Origin of the sequence: Bacillus inaquosorum KCTC 13429 (genome assembly GCF_000332645.1) — a bacterium.
In the GTDB taxonomy this organism is placed as follows: Bacteria; Bacillota; Bacilli; order Bacillales; family Bacillaceae; genus Bacillus; species Bacillus inaquosorum.
The window spans coordinates 92,350-109,074 of record NZ_AMXN01000001.1 but is presented as its reverse complement, the minus strand read 5'-3'; the positions used below and the strand labels follow the sequence as shown (position 1 = coordinate 109,074).

At 43.8% G+C, this 16,725-nt stretch carries 15 protein-coding genes and 1 tRNA gene; 9 read left to right on the top strand and 7 right to left on the bottom strand.

Features of this window, described 5'->3' with window-relative positions:
• The first annotated feature begins 3 nt into the window (after positions 1–3).
• Genes BSI_RS20145 through pgmB form a run of 4 tightly spaced genes read left to right on the top strand, consistent with a single transcriptional unit; the run spans position 4 to position 5,488 of the window.
• Positions 4–888 carry a DUF1189 domain-containing protein gene (locus tag BSI_RS20145; protein WP_003235335.1) on the top strand — a complete coding sequence of 295 codons (885 nt, stop codon included), beginning with the start codon at positions 4–6 and terminating at the stop codon, positions 886–888.
• The gene (mdxK, locus tag BSI_RS20150) at positions 866–3,139 is read left to right on the top strand and encodes a maltose phosphorylase MdxK (RefSeq protein WP_003235333.1); all 2,274 of its coding nucleotides are present in this window, start codon (positions 866–868) and stop codon (positions 3,137–3,139) included. The genes BSI_RS20145 and mdxK overlap by 23 nt, the downstream gene beginning before the upstream one ends.
• Positions 3,132–4,817, top strand: coding sequence for a glycoside hydrolase family 13 protein (locus BSI_RS20155; RefSeq protein WP_003235331.1), 1,686 nt, complete (start codon positions 3,132–3,134; stop codon positions 4,815–4,817). The genes mdxK and BSI_RS20155 overlap by 8 nt, the downstream gene beginning before the upstream one ends.
• A complete protein-coding gene (gene pgmB / locus BSI_RS20160; protein WP_003235328.1) occupies positions 4,814–5,488 on the top strand; it encodes a beta-phosphoglucomutase in 675 nt (224 codons plus the stop codon). Before BSI_RS20155 ends, pgmB begins: the two co-directional genes overlap by 4 nt.
• Positions 5,489–5,560: 72 nt before the next feature.
• On the opposite strand, the gene clpP is transcribed toward pgmB, so the two are convergent.
• A complete protein-coding gene (gene clpP / locus BSI_RS20165; RefSeq protein ID WP_003219849.1) occupies positions 5,561–6,157 on the bottom strand; it encodes an ATP-dependent Clp endopeptidase proteolytic subunit ClpP in 597 nt (198 codons plus the stop codon).
• Positions 6,158–6,427: 270 nt separating this feature from the next.
• Here clpP and BSI_RS20170 point away from each other — a divergent pair.
• A tRNA-Arg gene (locus BSI_RS20170) sits at positions 6,428–6,503 on the top strand.
• Positions 6,504–6,654: 151 nt separating this feature from the next.
• On the top strand, positions 6,655–7,167 hold the full coding sequence (locus BSI_RS20175) for a DUF3231 family protein (RefSeq protein WP_003235326.1): 513 nt from the start codon (positions 6,655–6,657) through the stop codon (positions 7,165–7,167).
• 41 nt (positions 7,168–7,208) lie between these two features.
• On the opposite strand, the gene BSI_RS20180 is transcribed toward BSI_RS20175, so the two are convergent.
• The 6 genes from BSI_RS20180 to sacB form a co-directional block, all read right to left on the bottom strand.
• Positions 7,209–7,523 carry a DMT family transporter gene (locus BSI_RS20180; protein WP_003235324.1) on the bottom strand — a complete coding sequence of 105 codons (315 nt, stop codon included), beginning with the start codon at positions 7,521–7,523 and terminating at the stop codon, positions 7,209–7,211.
• On the bottom strand, positions 7,523–7,858 hold the full coding sequence (locus BSI_RS20185) for a DMT family transporter (protein ID WP_003235321.1): 336 nt from the start codon (positions 7,856–7,858) through the stop codon (positions 7,523–7,525). The genes BSI_RS20180 and BSI_RS20185 overlap by 1 nt, the downstream gene beginning before the upstream one ends.
• Before the next feature lie 81 nt (positions 7,859–7,939).
• Positions 7,940–8,524, bottom strand: coding sequence for a TetR/AcrR family transcriptional regulator (locus BSI_RS20190; protein ID WP_003235319.1), 585 nt, complete (start codon positions 8,522–8,524; stop codon positions 7,940–7,942).
• A 94-nt stretch (positions 8,525–8,618) separates the two neighbouring features.
• Entirely contained in the window at positions 8,619–10,181 is a 1,563-nt protein-coding gene (gene aspP / locus BSI_RS20195; RefSeq protein WP_003235318.1) for an aspartate/proton symporter AspP, read from the bottom strand.
• Positions 10,182–10,288: 107 nt separating this feature from the next.
• Positions 10,289–11,839, bottom strand: a complete 1,551-nt coding sequence (gene levB, locus BSI_RS20200; RefSeq protein ID WP_003235315.1) for a 2,6-beta-fructan 6-levanbiohydrolase — start codon at positions 11,837–11,839, stop codon at positions 10,289–10,291.
• A 76-nt stretch (positions 11,840–11,915) separates the two neighbouring features.
• Positions 11,916–13,337, bottom strand: a complete 1,422-nt coding sequence (gene sacB, locus BSI_RS20205) for a levansucrase (RefSeq protein WP_003235314.1) — start codon at positions 13,335–13,337, stop codon at positions 11,916–11,918.
• Positions 13,338–13,943: 606 nt separating this feature from the next.
• On the opposite strand from sacB, the gene BSI_RS0120680 reads away from it, so the two are divergent.
• From BSI_RS0120680 to BSI_RS20215, 3 genes are all read left to right on the top strand, one after another.
• Positions 13,944–14,432, top strand: a complete 489-nt coding sequence (locus BSI_RS0120680) for a C1q-like domain-containing protein (RefSeq protein WP_258173526.1) — start codon at positions 13,944–13,946, stop codon at positions 14,430–14,432.
• Positions 14,433–14,578: 146 nt separating this feature from the next.
• Positions 14,579–15,934 carry a serine hydrolase gene (locus tag BSI_RS20210; protein ID WP_003235310.1) on the top strand — a complete coding sequence of 452 codons (1,356 nt, stop codon included), beginning with the start codon at positions 14,579–14,581 and terminating at the stop codon, positions 15,932–15,934.
• 15 nt (positions 15,935–15,949) lie between these two features.
• A complete protein-coding gene (locus BSI_RS20215; protein WP_003235308.1) occupies positions 15,950–16,633 on the top strand; it encodes a broad specificity amino-acid racemase RacX in 684 nt (227 codons plus the stop codon).
• Positions 16,634–16,725: the final 92 nt, after the last annotated feature.

The window sequence follows — 16,725 nt, the reverse complement described above, 5'->3', positions numbered from 1 at the left end:
TCGATGAAGAATCTGCAAAATGAAAGCTTTATTATCCGCTGCCTGAAAGCGGCTGCATCCCCATCTGGTGTTTGCCGTTACGGGAATACATTCAGCTGGCTGCAGCTCTCCTTTCTCTTTATGTTTTTGACGGCCTCCCTGATGGCGCCGTTGACGGTTTCGTTTATGAAAATGGATCGCTTCAGTGTTACATCTTTCATGCCATCAGCTTTTCAAAAGGTTAATGATACATTTGCTGATCAATTACAAGGCTTTAAAATCAGAAACGGAAAACTGACGGGCGGGAAGAGCTCTGATCGAATGGAAGATGAGCAGAATTTGATGGCTGTCGATATGAAGCATGAATATCAGACAAGCGGTGAAAATGGGCGGTTGAAAGTAACTGGATATGATAACGCTATCGTATTTCAATCTGATCAACTGGTGATCACCGATCAAAACGGAACGGGGTTTTCTGTTGGCTATGGGAAATTGGAGGCTGAGCTTAAGGAACCGAACGTCCATGATGTAGAGGTTTTGATCGACAAATTGTGGTTGGCACAGTATAAGCCGATGATCATGATGCTGGCATATGCGGTAATCTTTATGATCCAGCTTTTTTTAACGGCTGTTATTGCGGGTGGCATCTGGATCACAAAACGATCAAACATGATCTCTATTGCGTCATTCAAGGAAGCAGCATCTACGGCGATTTGCGCCTCGGCACTGCCGGCATGCGCGGCAGCTGCTATCGGTATGGTTCATTTTGACTTGATCACTGTATTGATGATCCATTCGTGTGGCGTCACTTTGATGATCTCTTTTGCATTTAGATATTTGGCCAAAACCCGCCGTTATAATGGAAACTTACATTCGGGAGGAAATTATGATAAATCAGCGGTTATTTGAGATTGATGAATGGAAAATCAAAACAAATACATTTCAAAAGGAACATACACGGCTGCAGGAAAGCCTGACTTCTCTTGCTAACGGCTATATGGGAGTCAGAGGGAATTTTGAAGAGGGCTATTCAGGCGACAGCCACCAAGGTACATATATTGCAGGCGTGTGGTTTCCTGACAAAACGCGGGTAGGCTGGTGGAAAAACGGGTATCCGGAATATTTCGGAAAAGTGATCAATGCGATGAACTTTATTGGCATAGGTGTATATGTAGACGGTGAAAAAGTCGATCTCTATCAGAACCAAATCGAATCATTTGAGTTAGAACTCAACATGAAAGAGGGGATTCTGCGGCGAAGCGCTGTTGTCCGCATTCAGGATAAAACCGTCAGAATCAGGTCGGAGCGATTTCTTAGCCTTGCCGTAAAAGAGCTGTGTGCGATTCACTATGAAGCGGAGTGCCTGACAGAAGATGCTGTCATTACGCTTGTTCCTTACCTGGACGGAAATGTCGCAAATGAAGATTCTAACTACCAAGAACAGTTTTGGCAGGAAGAAGCGAAAGGTGCTGATCCTCACCGCGGCCATTTAGTCGCCAAAACGATCGAAAATCCATTTGGAACACCGCGCTTTACTGTTTCAGCTGCAATGGCAAACGTGACAGAGGGCTTTGTCAGTGAAAGCTCTCAAACAGCTGGAATGTATGTCGAGAATCGCTACAGTTACCAAACGAAGGCTTCTTTGAAAAAGTTTATTATTGTCACGACTTCCCGTGATGTTCGGGAGGCAGAGCTTTTATCGAAAGCCAAGGAGCTTTTGGCGGGTGTTCTTGAGAACGGATATGAAGAAGCTAAACGGAGTCACACTGAGCAATGGAAGGAAAGATGGGCAAAAGCGGACATAGAGATTAAAGGGGATGAGGAACTTCAGCAGGGGATCCGCTACAATATCTTTCAGTTATTCTCGACATATTATGGGGGCGATGCCCGTTTGAATATCGGGCCGAAAGGATTTACTGGCGAAAAATACGGAGGTGCCGCCTATTGGGATACTGAGGCATATGCTGTGCCGATGTATTTGGCGACAGCCGAGCCGGAGGTGACGAAAAACCTGCTTTTGTATCGCTATCATCATTTGGAGGCAGCTAAACGGAATGCCGCCAAACTGGGGATGAAGGGGGCACTTTACCCGATGGTGACGTTCACAGGTGATGAATGCCACAACGAATGGGAGATCACCTTTGAAGAAATCCACCGCAATGGCGCGATTTGCTATGCGATCTGCAATTATGTCCAATATACAGGCGACCGTGACTATATGAAAGAATACGGGATAGAGGTTCTCGTGGAAGTCAGCAGGTTTTGGGCTGACCGCGTTCACTTCTCGAAACGAAAAAACAAATATATGATCCACGGCGTCACAGGGCCGAATGAATACGAAAACAATGTCAACAACAATTGGTATACAAATGTCATTGCGGCTTGGACGTTGGAGTATACATTAGAAAATCTCGAAAGTATTTCAGCGGAAAAACGCCGCCTGCTCGATGTGCAGGAAGAAGAACTCAAGGCCTGGAGAAATATCATCCAGCACATGTACTATCCGTATAGTGAAGACCTGCAAATTTTCATTCAGCATGACACATTCTTGGACAAAGACCTGCAATCAGCGGATGAATTAGATCCAGCTGAGCGGCCTCTTTATCAGAATTGGTCATGGGACAAAATTCTCCGCTCCAATTTTATTAAGCAAGCAGATGTTCTTCAAGGCATTTATCTTTTTCATGACCGTTTTACAATGGAAGAAAAACGGCGAAACTTTGAATTTTATGAACCGATGACTGTTCATGAATCAAGCCTGTCGCCCTCTGTCCATGCGGTTCTCGCAGCCGAGCTCAAGATGGAAAAGAAAGCGCTTGAATTATATAAGCGTACAGCAAGGCTTGATCTTGACAATTACAATCATGACACGGAAGAAGGCCTGCACATTACATCAATGACGGGAAGCTGGCTCGCGATCGTTCAAGGCTTTGCAGGCATGCGTATTACGAATGAGACGCTGTCATTTGCTCCGTTTTTGCCGAAAGAATGGGACGGATATTCATTCAAAATTAATTATCGAAACAGATTAATCAATGTTACGGTTGACGAAATGGGCGCCATCTTTGAGCTTGTAAAAGGCGAGCCGCTGCACATGAAAGTTTATGATGAACCGGTTGTCCTAAACGGACGATGTGAAAGGAGAACGCCTGATGAGTGAATGGTGGAAAGAAGCAGTCGTTTATCAAATTTACCCGCGCAGTTTTTATGATTCCAATGGAGATGGATTCGGGGATTTGCAAGGCGTGATTCAAAAGCTGGATTACATCAAAAATCTCGGGGCGGATGTGATCTGGCTCTCCCCGGTGTTTAATTCCCCGCAGGATGATAACGGCTATGACATCAGCGACTATAGAAACATGTACGAAAAATTTGGGACAAATGAAGATATGTTTCAGTTAATTGACGAAGTGCATCAACGCGGAATGAAAATCATCATGGATTTGGTCGTGAACCACACGTCAGATGAGCATGCCTGGTTTGCTGAAAGCCGCAAGTCAAAGGACAATCCTTACCGGGATTATTATTTTTGGAAAGACCCTAAACCGGACGGCTCAGAGCCGAATAATTGGGGGTCAATCTTCTCGGGCCCGGCGTGGACATTCGATGAAGGAACAGGGCAGTATTATTTGCACTACTTTTCGAAAAAGCAGCCTGATTTAAATTGGGAAAATGAAGCGGTGCGCCGGGAAGTATATGATTTGATGAGATTTTGGATGGACAAAGGCGTTGACGGCTGGCGGATGGATGTGATCGGCTCCATTTCCAAGTACACCGATTTTCCGGACTACGAAACAGATAACAGCCGCAGCTATATCGTCGGACGTTATCATTCGAATGGCCCCCGCCTTCATGAATTTATCCAAGAGATGAACAGGGAAGTGCTTTCTCATTACGACTGCATGACGGTCGGAGAGGCAAACGGCTCTGATATTGAAGAGGCGAAAAAGTACACAGATGCAAGCAGACAAGAGCTGAATATGATCTTTACCTTTGAACATATGGATATTGATACAGAACAAAACTCGCCAAATGGGAAATGGCAGATCAAGCCGTTTGATGTGGTTGCTTTAAAAAAGACGATGACAATGTGGCAGTCCGCGTTAATGAATGTCGGCTGGAATACCCTGTATTTTGAAAACCATGATCAGCCGAGAATTATTTCCCGCTGGGGCAATGACGGCAAGCTGCGAAAGCAGTGTGCAAAAGCATTTGCAACGGTTCTCCACGGGATGAAAGGAACACCTTTTATTTACCAGGGAGAAGAAATCGGCATGGTCAACAGTGATATGCCGCTGGAGATGTATGACGATCTTGAAATAAAAAATGCATATCGTGAACTAGTCGTCGAAAACAAAACGATGTCAGAAAAAGAGTTTTTAAAAGCTGTGGCAAAAAAAGGACGGGATCATGCGAGAACACCGATGCAATGGAATGCCGGAAAACATGCGGGATTCACAGCCGGAGACCCTTGGATAGCGGTAAATTCCCGCTATCAAGATATCAATGTGGAAGAGTCCTTAGAAGATAAAGATTCGATTTTCTATTACTATCAAAAGCTCATTCAATTACGAAAGCAATATAAGATCATGATATATGGAGATTTTCAGCTGCTGCAGGAGAATGATCGGCAAATCTTTTCGTACCTCCGTGAATATCAAGGAGAAAAGCTTCTCGTCGTTGTGAATATGTCGGAAGACAAGGCTCTGTTCGAAGTGCCTCCAGATTTGATTCATGAGCATTGGAAAGTGCTTATTACGAACTATTCGCATGAGCGAGCTGACTTGAAGAGCATTTGCCTCGAACCTTATGAAGCTGTGATGGGCATTAGCATATGAAAGCGGTCATTTTTGATTTAGACGGAGTGATAACAGATACAGCTGAATATCATTTTCTCGCTTGGAAGCACATTGCCGAACAAATCGATATTCCCTTTGACAAGGGTGTGAATGAAAGCCTAAAAGGAATCAGCAGAGAAGAGTCACTTGAAAGCATACTTATCCTTGGCGGTGCGGAAACAAAGTATACAAATGCAGAGAAACAAGAACTTATGCATCAAAAAAATCAATATTATCAAACGCTGATCAGCAAATTGATGCCGAAAGATCTTTTGCCGGGAATCGGCAGGCTTCTTTGTGAGTTAAAAGGCGAAAATATAAAAATCGGGTTAGCGTCTTCAAGTCGCAATGCTCCAGAGATTTTAAAACGTTTGGAGATCATTGATGATTTTCATGCCATTGTTGACCCGACAGCTCTCGCGAACGGGAAACCTGATCCCGAAATCTTTTTAACAGCTGCAGCGCTGCTCGGTGTTTCCCCGGCTGATTGTGCGGCAATAGAAGATGCTGAAGCAGGCATTTCCGCAATCAAATCTGCCGGGATGTTTGCGGTTGGAGTCGGTCATGAACAGTCAATGCTTGGTGCTGATCTGGTTGTGAGAAACACTTGTGATTTGACGCTTGAGCTGTTGAATGAGGAATGGGAGCAGTATAAAATAAAAAGTTTTTAAGAATCGTTAGAGAATGAATTCCTTCAAATGAAAAAACCTGCAAGAGACATCGCTCTTGCAGGTTACGCAGTATTACTTTTGTTCTTCTGTGTTGCGAGTCAGGATTTTGTCAATCAGGCCGTATTCAAGCGCTTCTTCAGCAGACTTGAAGTTATCGCGGTCTGTGTCGCGTTCGATCACTTCAAGCGGCTGGCCAGTACGTTCAGCAAGGACTTTGTTTAATTTGTCGCGAAGCAAGAGAATGCGTTTCGCGGCAATTTCAATTTCTGTCGCCTGACCTTGCGCACCGCCAAGAGGCTGGTGAATCATGACTTCACTGTTTGGAAGCGCATAGCGTTTGCCTTTTTCGCCGGCAGCAAGCAGGAACGCGCCCATTGATGCAGCCATACCGATACAAATTGTAGATACCTTCGGCTTAATAAACTGCATGGTATCATAGATCGCCATACCGGCTGTGATAGAGCCGCCCGGGCTGTTGATGTAAATAGAAATATCTTTTTCAGGGTCTTCTGCTTCTAAGAATAAAAGCTGTGACACGATGGAGTTCGCAACGTTGTCATCAATCGCAGATCCAAGCATGATGATACGATCCTTTAATAGACGAGAATAAATGTCATACGCTCTTTCCCCGCGGTTCGTTTGTTCAATGACTGTAGGTATTAAATTCATAATGCTCCTCCTTCACCTTTTAGGTAAGTATGTAGTTACATGATACATTTTTGGTCAATAAAGGTCAAACAAAAAGCTGGCTGGATATGCAAAGTCGTCTCTTTTTCCCATTTTCCCCAAAAATACAGGGGTTCAAACCATCATATGTCAGATTGCCAAATCAGATGATGTGTCTGTTTTAAAAAAACCGCTCTTGAAATAGAGGGTTGTTATTTGAATGGAATTATCGTATAATTAGTTGAGCTGACGTTCTTATAACGCAGTCAATATGCGCTCGTAGCTCAGTTGGATAGAGCGGTGGTTTCCGGTACCACGTCTGTCGGGGGTTCGAATCCCTCCGAGCGCGTCCAATAGAACAACAGGAAAGACAAGGGTTTGGCATTGCCGATCTTGTCTTTTTTGTTTTGTTTCAAAAATCTTTCTCATCGGAACATAAATTTTCCTCCAGCCGGGCACGTTATGAGATGTGCGATATTGAATCTGTAAGGAGGATGAACATGGGTATTTTAAGCGGAAATCCGCAAGATGAACCGATGCATTACGGTGAGGTATTCAGCTTGTGGAGTTATGTGATGGCGGGCAATAAAATGGTCGGCAATTACCAGATGTTATTGCATCATGTCGGTGATGACGACCTGAAAAAGCTGCTTCGTGAATCGATTGAGAAGTGCCAAGATGAAATAAAACAGGTCAATGCGATCCTGAAAGAAAACGGTGTGGCGCTCCCGCCGGCTTCTCCTGAACCGCCGGCTGCAGATCTTAAAGATATTCCGCCGGGTGCGCGGTTTCTTGATCCGGATGTAGCGGCCTCTGCGGCAGCGCAAAATGCTGCAGGTCTTGTGACATGCAGCAAAATTATGGGACAGTCAATTCGTGAGGATATTGCCATGATGTTTGGACAATTCCATATATCTAAAGCGGCAACCGGCGCAAAATACTTAAGGCTGCTAAAAAACAAAGGCTGGCTCATCCCGCCGCCGCTTCATCTTCAAAAACATCAAGACGCTTAACGGCAAGGGCATATACAGCTGTATATGCCCTTATCTTATGATTAAGCCGTAAGACGCAGGCCGATGACCCCGGCGAGGATAAGGCAAAGGGAAATCAGCTGTGGCAGCTGAAACCGCTCCTTAAACCAGATGACGCCGACCGCCGAAACGCCAATACTGCCAATGCCGGTCCAGACGGCATAAGCGACGCCGGCAGGCAGGGCCAGCATCGCTTGTGAAAGGCAGTAAAAGGATAAGCCAAAACCAACAGTCATCACAATGATCGGCCATTTTTTTCTTGTACCGTCTATATATTTCATGGCAACCGCAGCTATAATTTCTTCAATGCCGGCAACCACTAATAAAAACCATTCCATTATTTTCCACCTCCCGGCTGTGATGTGCTTTCTTTCGTAAATAGCTTCATTCCTAAAATACCGGCCAGCAATATAACTAAAAAGAACATTTGCGCTGCTGAGAAGGATTCGCCCAAAACAATTCCGGTGATATAAGTTCCGACGGTTCCGATTCCGACAAATACAGTGTATGCCGCGGCCATCGGGATTTTTTGATAAGAGCGGATTAACAGTATAAAGCTGATTGCGATCAAGATAAAAATGATTATCCAATCTATAAGCGAATCGGCATGTTTAAGGGAGGAAGCCCAAACAACTTCTAAAAGACCTGCAATAAACACAAGCACCCAATTCATATGAAACACCTCTCTATTTTGTGAATGAACGTCAGTCATTTTTAAGGCATTAAAAAATGAGCGGTGTTACCCAGTCATTTTTTAAGCTGTACCTAAGCTTCGTTTTAAGAAAGTAAAGATTTCTTTTTTAAACACTTCAATATTTTCATCTTGTTCAAATCCGATATAGAATCGTTCAGCTGTGTTCTCGACCAAGTTGATAATCGTTCTGGCTGTCCATTTCGCATTGATTCCTTCAGTCACCTCATGGTTTTTAATCGCCTTATGGATGATTTTTTCGAGCCAGGAATAATAAGGCTGATAGATCGTCTCCCATTTTTCCATGGAGTGGTCGATCGCAAGCCCAGAGTAACAGAGGACGATAATATCCTTATGGCGTTCTGTAATGAGAAATGTCTCATCAATTAATATATCTAAAACGGTCCAAAAACCTTCGTCTCCATGCAGTCTCCCTTTGATTTGATCCAGGGTATGGGTGAGAAGATTTTCTGCGATTGCCGGAATCAGGGCGTTTTTAGATGAAAAATATAAATAGAACGTTCCTTGGGCAGTGCCGGCCTTTTTGACAATATCAGAAATAGAGGCCTTGTCGAGACCTTTTTCAGAAATGACTTCAATGGCGGCCTGCAGAATTTTTTCATATTTGCCCGATGATTGTTTTGGCATAAGGAACACCTCCTGTAATGACTGACTATCATTCATTTTATCGCGAGTATGTGCGTTTGTAAAGAATAAAGAAGCAAGAAAAACTCTTGCTTCTTTATTTATCATAATCAATGGCCGCTTTCGGGAGCCCTGTGTACTTTGCCCAGTAGTAAATCGCAAGTGAGCCGATGGCGACCAAAATGAGGTCGATTGGATTGCTGATGATGCCTAAACCGTGTCCGAAAGACCCGATGAAGGAAAAGATCAGCATCATGATATAAAACCCGACGAGCCACCACGCTGATTTTAACTGCTGGGCAAGGCTGACATCCTCTTGAGGCGCATATTTTCTGAAACAGAGATAGATCAAAAACATCACGAGCTGTGAACCGAGCAGCCAGGAAACGGTTGTCCATCCAGACCAGTACACGATAAACGCCGTGAAGATAAAGGAAAGCGGCCCGATAATGCTCATTCCTTTTAAATAAAACGGCCTGTTTAAGTCCTTCGCATTGACCCTCAGCGCAGCTGAAGAAATCGGTGCAATCGCATAAGAAAGAATGAGCGCGACAGAACAGACATTGACGAGCGCGTTCCACGAAGGGAAGGGAAGTGTCCAGAAAATGGACAGGGCAAACGAAAGCCAGAGTGAAGCACGGGGTGTCCCCGTTTCTTTATTCACTTTTGAAAATATGCTAAATAATGTGCCGTTACGCGCCCAGGCGTAAACGAGGCGAGACGTCGTATTCATAAAAATATTCCCGTTTCCTCCGGGAGACAGAATGGCGTCTAAAATGACAAGCGTTGCAAGCCAGCCTAAACCGAGCATAATCGCAATATCTTTAAACGGCAATGAGAACTCCCGCCCGATTGCGGGCCAGCCATGTTTTAGCGTTTCTGTCGGGATTGCGCCAATAAAGGTGACCTGCAAAACCGTGTAAATGATGGTTGAAACGATAATGCAAATGATTAAAGCGATCGGGATATTTCGTTTTGGATTTTGCACTTCACCAGCAACAGCCACAATCGGGTGCAGGCCGAGATACGCAAACATCACGCCGCCTGTCGAAATCGCAGCCTGAATACCTGTAAAACCAAACGGCGCAAATCCTTCAATAGATAAATTCTCAGGCTGAAAATGAAAGATCAGCACGATAATGATGGTAATCGGTACAATATATTTAAAAATTGATATGATGAAATTCGCCTTAGCGAAGGTTTTGACGCTCCAATAATTCAGCAGGAAAAACAAGCAGAGCAAGGCGAATTGCAAGATCCAGCCAGCAATGGTCGGCGAATCAGATCCTTTTATGGTCAGGCCGGGAAACCAATAGGCCACATACTGACGCACAGCCGTCACTTCAATTGAAATCAGGCTAGTGTAAGCGACAATCGTGACAAATGAAATTAAATAGCCGACAAGATGGCCATGTGAATAAACGGGGTATCGAATGATGCCTCCGGTACGGGGCAGAGCGGCCCCAAGCTCCGCGTACACGAGCCCGATTAACAGAATGATGGCTCCGCCGATAATCCAGGAAAAAGCGCCGGAGGGTCCTGCTTTTGAAGCGACATTACTGACAGCGAACAGCCATGCTGACCCAAAGATGGCACCCATCCCAATCAAAATCAGATCAAACAGCGACATTGATTTTTGAAAATTTCCTTGTTTAGACATCCGCTTCCTCCTTAGAAACCAGCCTTATATTCCTTACAATGCCCAATATGTAACAGAGAATACCGCTCTAATAAAAAAACAGGTGCAGCAAGCGCCGCACCTGTTTTTTATTCATGAATCGCATCAAAATGTTTCACCGTTATATTTTTGAATGAGGCTGTGCCGCCGTCAGAATAAAGAGTAATGCCCTTATCTTCAGGTTTTGGGAATACTTCATTTGAAAAAACAGTTTTCCCGTCGCCGACAAATACTTCTATCGTTGTTTTATCGACGAGAATTTTCAAATGCGCCTTTTGTTTGCTTACATCGTAAGGAGCCTTGCTTTCGACATAGGTATTGCTTTTGTCAGGCTGATTTGTGGCCGCTCTGTTGACATACGCATAGCCGCCTTCGGCGAAAATGCCGACATCAATGTGGCGCTTTTGATCTTCTGACTCTCTCAGTCTGACGCCTGCGTTTTTCAGCTCTGACCAAGAAAGATCCATATCAAGCTGGTACGTATCACCTGTGATGGGAAGTGTCTTTGATCCGCTCACATCCTGATCCTCTATTTCGTCAGTTGAAACGGTCAGCTGCTCCAAAGCTTCAATCGGCTGTGAGACGAGGCTGTATGTGCCGTCCTGCTCCTGTAGCCGGATTTCGCGTATGACAGAATCTGTGCCGTTAAAGCCGTTCTTCATTGTCGGTGTGTTGTTGGCGTAATCCCAATTGTTCATCCAGGCAAGCGCATACCGCTTTTCTAATGGATCTGTGCTTTTGCCGTCTTCGAACGTCACGCCCCCGTACCAGTCAAAGCCGTGGTCAAGCCATTGGGCTTCGGTCTGATCCGCTGTAAATTCTTTTCCGTCGAAGCTCCCGGTCCAGTAGGCGTACGTATTTGGTTTGCCCCAAGGTTTGCCGTTCGCGCTGGCACCGAGAACCCACTTATTCGTTCCGTCACTTGCCCGCATCATGTAGAGATCAGGACATTCCACAATTCCCGCTTGTTCCGTGAAGAATCCGCTTGTGTAATGCCAGTCCTTGAGATTATCGGATTCATAAAAGCCGATTTTTGTTCCTTCAGCCATGACCATTACCCATTTGTTATCCTGGTCATCCCATATGACTTTCGGGTCTCTGAAATCCTTTGTGCCCGGATTAGGCATAACAGGGTTATCACTGTAGGACTTGAATGATTTTCCTTTGTCTGTGCTGTACCACAAATGTTGCTCCTGCTTTTTGTCTTTGGCTGAAGGCTGTGTCACAATCGCAACAAGTGCATTTTTCCCGAATCCGGCTGTGTTTTCTTTATCCATAACGACAGAACCGGTCCAAATGTCACCGTCTGGGTTTGTATATTTCGGGATAGCCACGCCTTCATCGGTCCAGTGCACCAAATCCTCTGAAACGGCATGGCGCCATTCTGTGCCGTTGCCTTTTGGATAATCTTGGTTATAAAGATAGAAATAATGATACTTCCCATCAAAATAGAGCGGTTTTTGGGGATCATTTTTCCATTTGTCGGGTGCCGTAAAGTGATATGCAGCCCGGTAGTCTGGCTTATGTGTTGGTTTTGTTTTTTTGACAGGTTCTTCGTTTGGCAATAAATCGATAAACAGCAGTATTCCTGCAAAGGTGAGGAATACGGTTAGCCATTTGCCTGCTTTTTTATAGTTCATAGGGGATTCACCTTTATGATGTTGATAAGAAATAAAAGAAAATGCCAATAGGATATCGGCATTTTCTTTTGCGTTTTTATTTGTTAACTGTTAATTGTCCTTGTTCAAGGATGCTGTCTTTTACAACAGATGTTTTCTTGCCTTTGATGTTCAACAGGAAGCTTGGCGCAAACGTTGCTTGTCTGTCAGCAAAGAATCCTCTGTTTGTCATGTAGCTTGTAATCACGACATTGTTTCCTTCAGCTTGAGGCACAGCGAAGTGTGAATAAGTAAAGGTCACATCGTTAGGATCAAGATCCATTTTTAGCACGAGGCCTGTTTTGTTCAGCGGCTTGTATGGGCCAGTTAAGGAATCAGAAACATAACCAAGCATGTAAATGTCGTTAGATGTGATGCCGTCGATCGTCATTTTTGATCCGCGAGAGTCAGTGAACAGATACCATTTGCCATTCATTTTAAAGACGTTCGCGCGTTCGATTTCATCTGTAACTGTGTTAGATGCAATTAGCGGTTTCATCACTTTTTTCAGTGTGTAGTCATCGTTTAGCTCAATGATACCGAGTGCGCCGTTTGCTAATTCAGCTGTGCGTTTTTTATCGCTTTGCAGAAGTTTTTGACTTTCTTGACGGAAGAATGATGTGCTTTTGCCATAGTATGCTTTGTTAAATAAAGATTCTTCGCCTTGGTAGCCATCTTCAGTTCCAGTGTTTGCTTCAAATACTAAGTATTTACGGCCTTTATCTTCTACGTAGTGAGGATCTCTCAGCGTATGGTTATCGCCTGAGCTGTAGTTACCTTCATCGATAAACTGCTGTACATTTTGATACGTTTTGCCGTCACCGTCAAAGATTGATTTATAATCCTCTACACCGTTGATGTTCAAAGAGCTGTCTGTTGTTGATACGTTAACCTGTGCAGTTGTCAGTGTTTGTTTACCGTAATGTTTACCCGAGAAATCAGTGTAGAATAAACGGATTTTTCCGTCAGATGTAAATGTAGCTGAACCAGACCATTCTTGCGTTTGATCTTTTAGGATAGAATCATTTGCATCGAATTTGTCGCTGTCTTTAAAGACGCGTCCAGCGTTTTTCCAGCTGTCAATAGACGTTTCGCCGACTTTTTGATAGAACATGTAAATGGATGTGTCATCCGCATTTTTAGGGTCTCCGGCTAATGCAAAGACGATGTGGTAGCCGTGATAGTTTGCGACTGTGCCGTCAGCGTTTTGCAATGGCCAGCTGTCCCAAACGTCCAGACCTTTTGCAGAAGAGATATTTTTAATTGTGGATGGATCGAATTCAGGCACCTGATATTTTTCATTTTTTTGCTGTTCAGGGATTTGCAGCATATCATGGCGGGTAATGTGGGTAATGCCGTAAGTTTCCTTATACGGTTTTTGGTTCGTTTCTTTCGCAAACGCTTGAGTCGCGCCTCCTGCCAGCAGTGCAGTAGTAAAGGTTAATACTGTTGCTTGTTTTGCAAACTTTTTGATGTTCATCGTTCATGTCTCCTTTTTTATGTACTGTGTTAGCGGTCTGCTTCGTCCAGCCCTCCTGTTTGAAGATGGCAAGTCAGTTACGCACAATAAAAAAAGACCTAAAATATGTAAGGGGTGACGCCAAAGAATACACTTTGCCCTTTACACATTTTAGGTCTTGCCTGCTTTATCAGTAACAAACCTGCGTGATTTACTTTTCGACATCATTCTATTAGACTCTCGTTTGGATTGCAACTGGTCTATTTTCCTCTTTTGTTTGATAGAAAATCATAAAAGGATTTAAAAGTTACAGGTCTAAAGAACTAATACAGATGGCTATTTCTTTTCATTCTCTGATTTTTTATAACGCCTGATGCATGGGCATAAAGTTACCTTTTGAGTAATGATTCAGAAAATGATCATCCAGGGTGAAGCATGACTTGAAATTCATCTTGGATCAAAAGCAGTAGTTCGTTCAATGTCAGTAACGACCAATATAATAATGTATTGCTAGCCAACAAATGATAGAAGCGAAAGATTTTTAAGGAGGAAAAAGTCATACCGCCACGGCCATCAAAATGGATTAAGAGGAACGATCGACCGGAACCTCTTTTATCACCAAGTGTCATGCAAGGCAGAAATGGAAACACCCCAACCTCTCAACAAAACCAGTCCTTCGCACCAATTACTAACCAGCCTATTTCTGCTTTCAGAGCCACGAGCAATATGAATTTGTCAGTGGCTGCAAATGCAGCTAGCGGAGTCTTATTTCAAAATGAGCAATTTGATTTGGCGAATGAATATAACCCCGACACATCTACATTTTCACCGAGAACAGCAGGCGTATATTCTCTTAATGCAGCAGTTGAGTTTCAAGCGAATGCGAATGTTGACTTCAACTTAGAAGTCGTATTTCTCGTGAATCAAGATGTGGTAGGCGGAAATAATGAAACTCAAGCAGGGAATCTCCCGGCAGTCGTAGCCATTACGGAAATTCTTCAGTTAAACGCAAAAGACACGGTGACAGTTGCAATGAGAAGTACTGCCGCCGGAACAATTCAAGAGACTACGAGAACTCGTTTTGCAGCCGCTAGAGTTCCTTCTCTGACTTCGTAAAAAGGGGATATTTGATTCATGTAAATCTAAGCCGCTATATTAAAGTTGATTTTTCTTGTTTGAGGAATGATCAACTTTTTTGTTATTTTCAAAATATTTGAAACGTTAATAGCTTAGTAACGTACAGAGATATGGGAGGTGGAAGAATGAAGCAGACTAAAAGGAAGCATCTCAAGACGTTATTTGAGACATTAGGCGAAAACCATCAGTTCAACGGGACGGTTCTGGCTGCGGAGGATGGCGATATCTTATATCATCACTCTTTCGGTTATGCGGAACTGAAGGAAAAACGCCCCTTGCAAACAAACTCTTTGTTTGAATTAGCATCTCTGTCAAAGCCTTTTACAGCTTTGGGAATCATATTGCTGGAGGAGAAGGGGATTCTTGGGTATGAAGACAAAGTGGAGCGCTGGCTGCCCGGTTTTCCGTATCAGGGTGTAACGGTTAAGCATTTATTGAACCATACGTCAGGGCTTCCTGATTATATGGGATGGTTTTTAACAAGTTGGGATCCACACAAGATTGCGGTGAATCAGGATATTGTGGATATGCTGATGAATGAGGGGCTGCCTGGTTATTTTGAGCCGAATGAAGGCTGGCTGTACAGCAATACGGGGTATGTGCTGCTGGCGGTTATTATTGAAAAAGCATCCGGCAAGAGCTATGCGGATTATATGAAAACATGTATTTTTTCACCGGTCGGCATGAATGAAACGAGAGTGTATAATAGGAGGCTTCGGCCTGAGCGGATGGATCATTATGCATATGGATATGTGTATGATGTACATTCCGAAACGTACGTCCTACCTGATGATCTTGAGGAAACGAACTACGTTGTGTACCTCGATGGCATACAGGGAGACGGTACAGTTAACTCTGTCACAAGTGATTTGTTTCGATTTGATCAGGCTTTATATCAGGACAAATTGATCAGCGATGCTTCTAAGGAAGCCGCGTTCTCTCCTGTACAGCTGAACAATGGGGAAACAATCGATTACGGTTTTGGCTGGGTGCTGCAAAACAGTCATGAAAAAGGACGGATCGTCAGCCACAGCGGAGGATGGCCCGGCTATTCGACGAAGATGATCCGATATATCGATCATCGTAAAACGCTGATTTATTTGAGCAATAAGGAAGAGGATGCTGAATATGAACAAGCAATTCTGCAAGCGGCGGAAAATATTTTATTTGGCCAGCCATATAAAATTCCGGAACGTCCTGCTGATAAAAAGAAAAAAGCAATTGATACGGCGATATACAGCCGCTATGTTGGCAGCTACTCGTTTCAGGATGGGACAGCTGCACAGGTGACAGCCGAGAATGAACGGCTTTATTTGGAGATCACCGGGCAGCTGAGACTGGAATTATTTCCTTCCTCGGAAACCCGTTTCTTTCTGAGATCATTGTCTGTTGAAGTCGAATTTATGTTAGGTGATGATGCTGCGAAAAGCTTTATCATCTATGAAGATGGCACAGAAGAAGAAGCGGTCCGTACGAATTAGAAAGGAATGAACGTAATGATCGGAATATTAGCCGGAATGGGGCCAAAATCGACCTCGCCGTTTATTGATAAGGTAATTGATTACTGTCAGAAGCTGTATGGCGCTGCAAACGATATCGATTATCCGCACATGATGATCTATTCATGTCCGACACCCTTCTATGCAGATCGTCCCGTTGACCATGATGAGATGAAAAGAGCGATTATTAATGGAGCGGTAAAGCTCGAGAAAACAGGCGTTGATTTCATTGCTCTGCCTTGTAATACGGCACATGTCTACTATGAAGAGATTCAGCAGGCATTGTCGGTTCCCTTGTTACATATCATTGAGGAAACGATAAAAGAAATTCCGCATCCTGCAAAAAAAGCGGTGGTTTTAGGAACAGAACCAACCATCCAATCCGCCATCTACCAAAAAGGGCTGGAGGCAAATGGACAAGAAGTTGTTCACAAGGACCATTGGCAGCAGGCTGTGAACCAGCTCATTGCCGGAATCAAACAGCCGAATCATATACAGCATACACAAGCATTGTGGCAGAAGCTATATGAAGAAATCAGTCAGCATGCAGACCTCATAATTTCAGCCTGTACGGATTTAAATGCGGTGTTAGATCATATTCAAAGTGAGATTCCGATTATCGATTCCGCTGACTGTCTTGCAAAAAGCACTGTCAGCACATATCTTGCCTATCAAAGCTAACAAGGACTGTCTACAAACAGTCCTTGTTTTTTTATGCTCCTATTGTTTGACAGCTACATGCAATAGTGTTAAAGTAAACATGTAAATAGTTA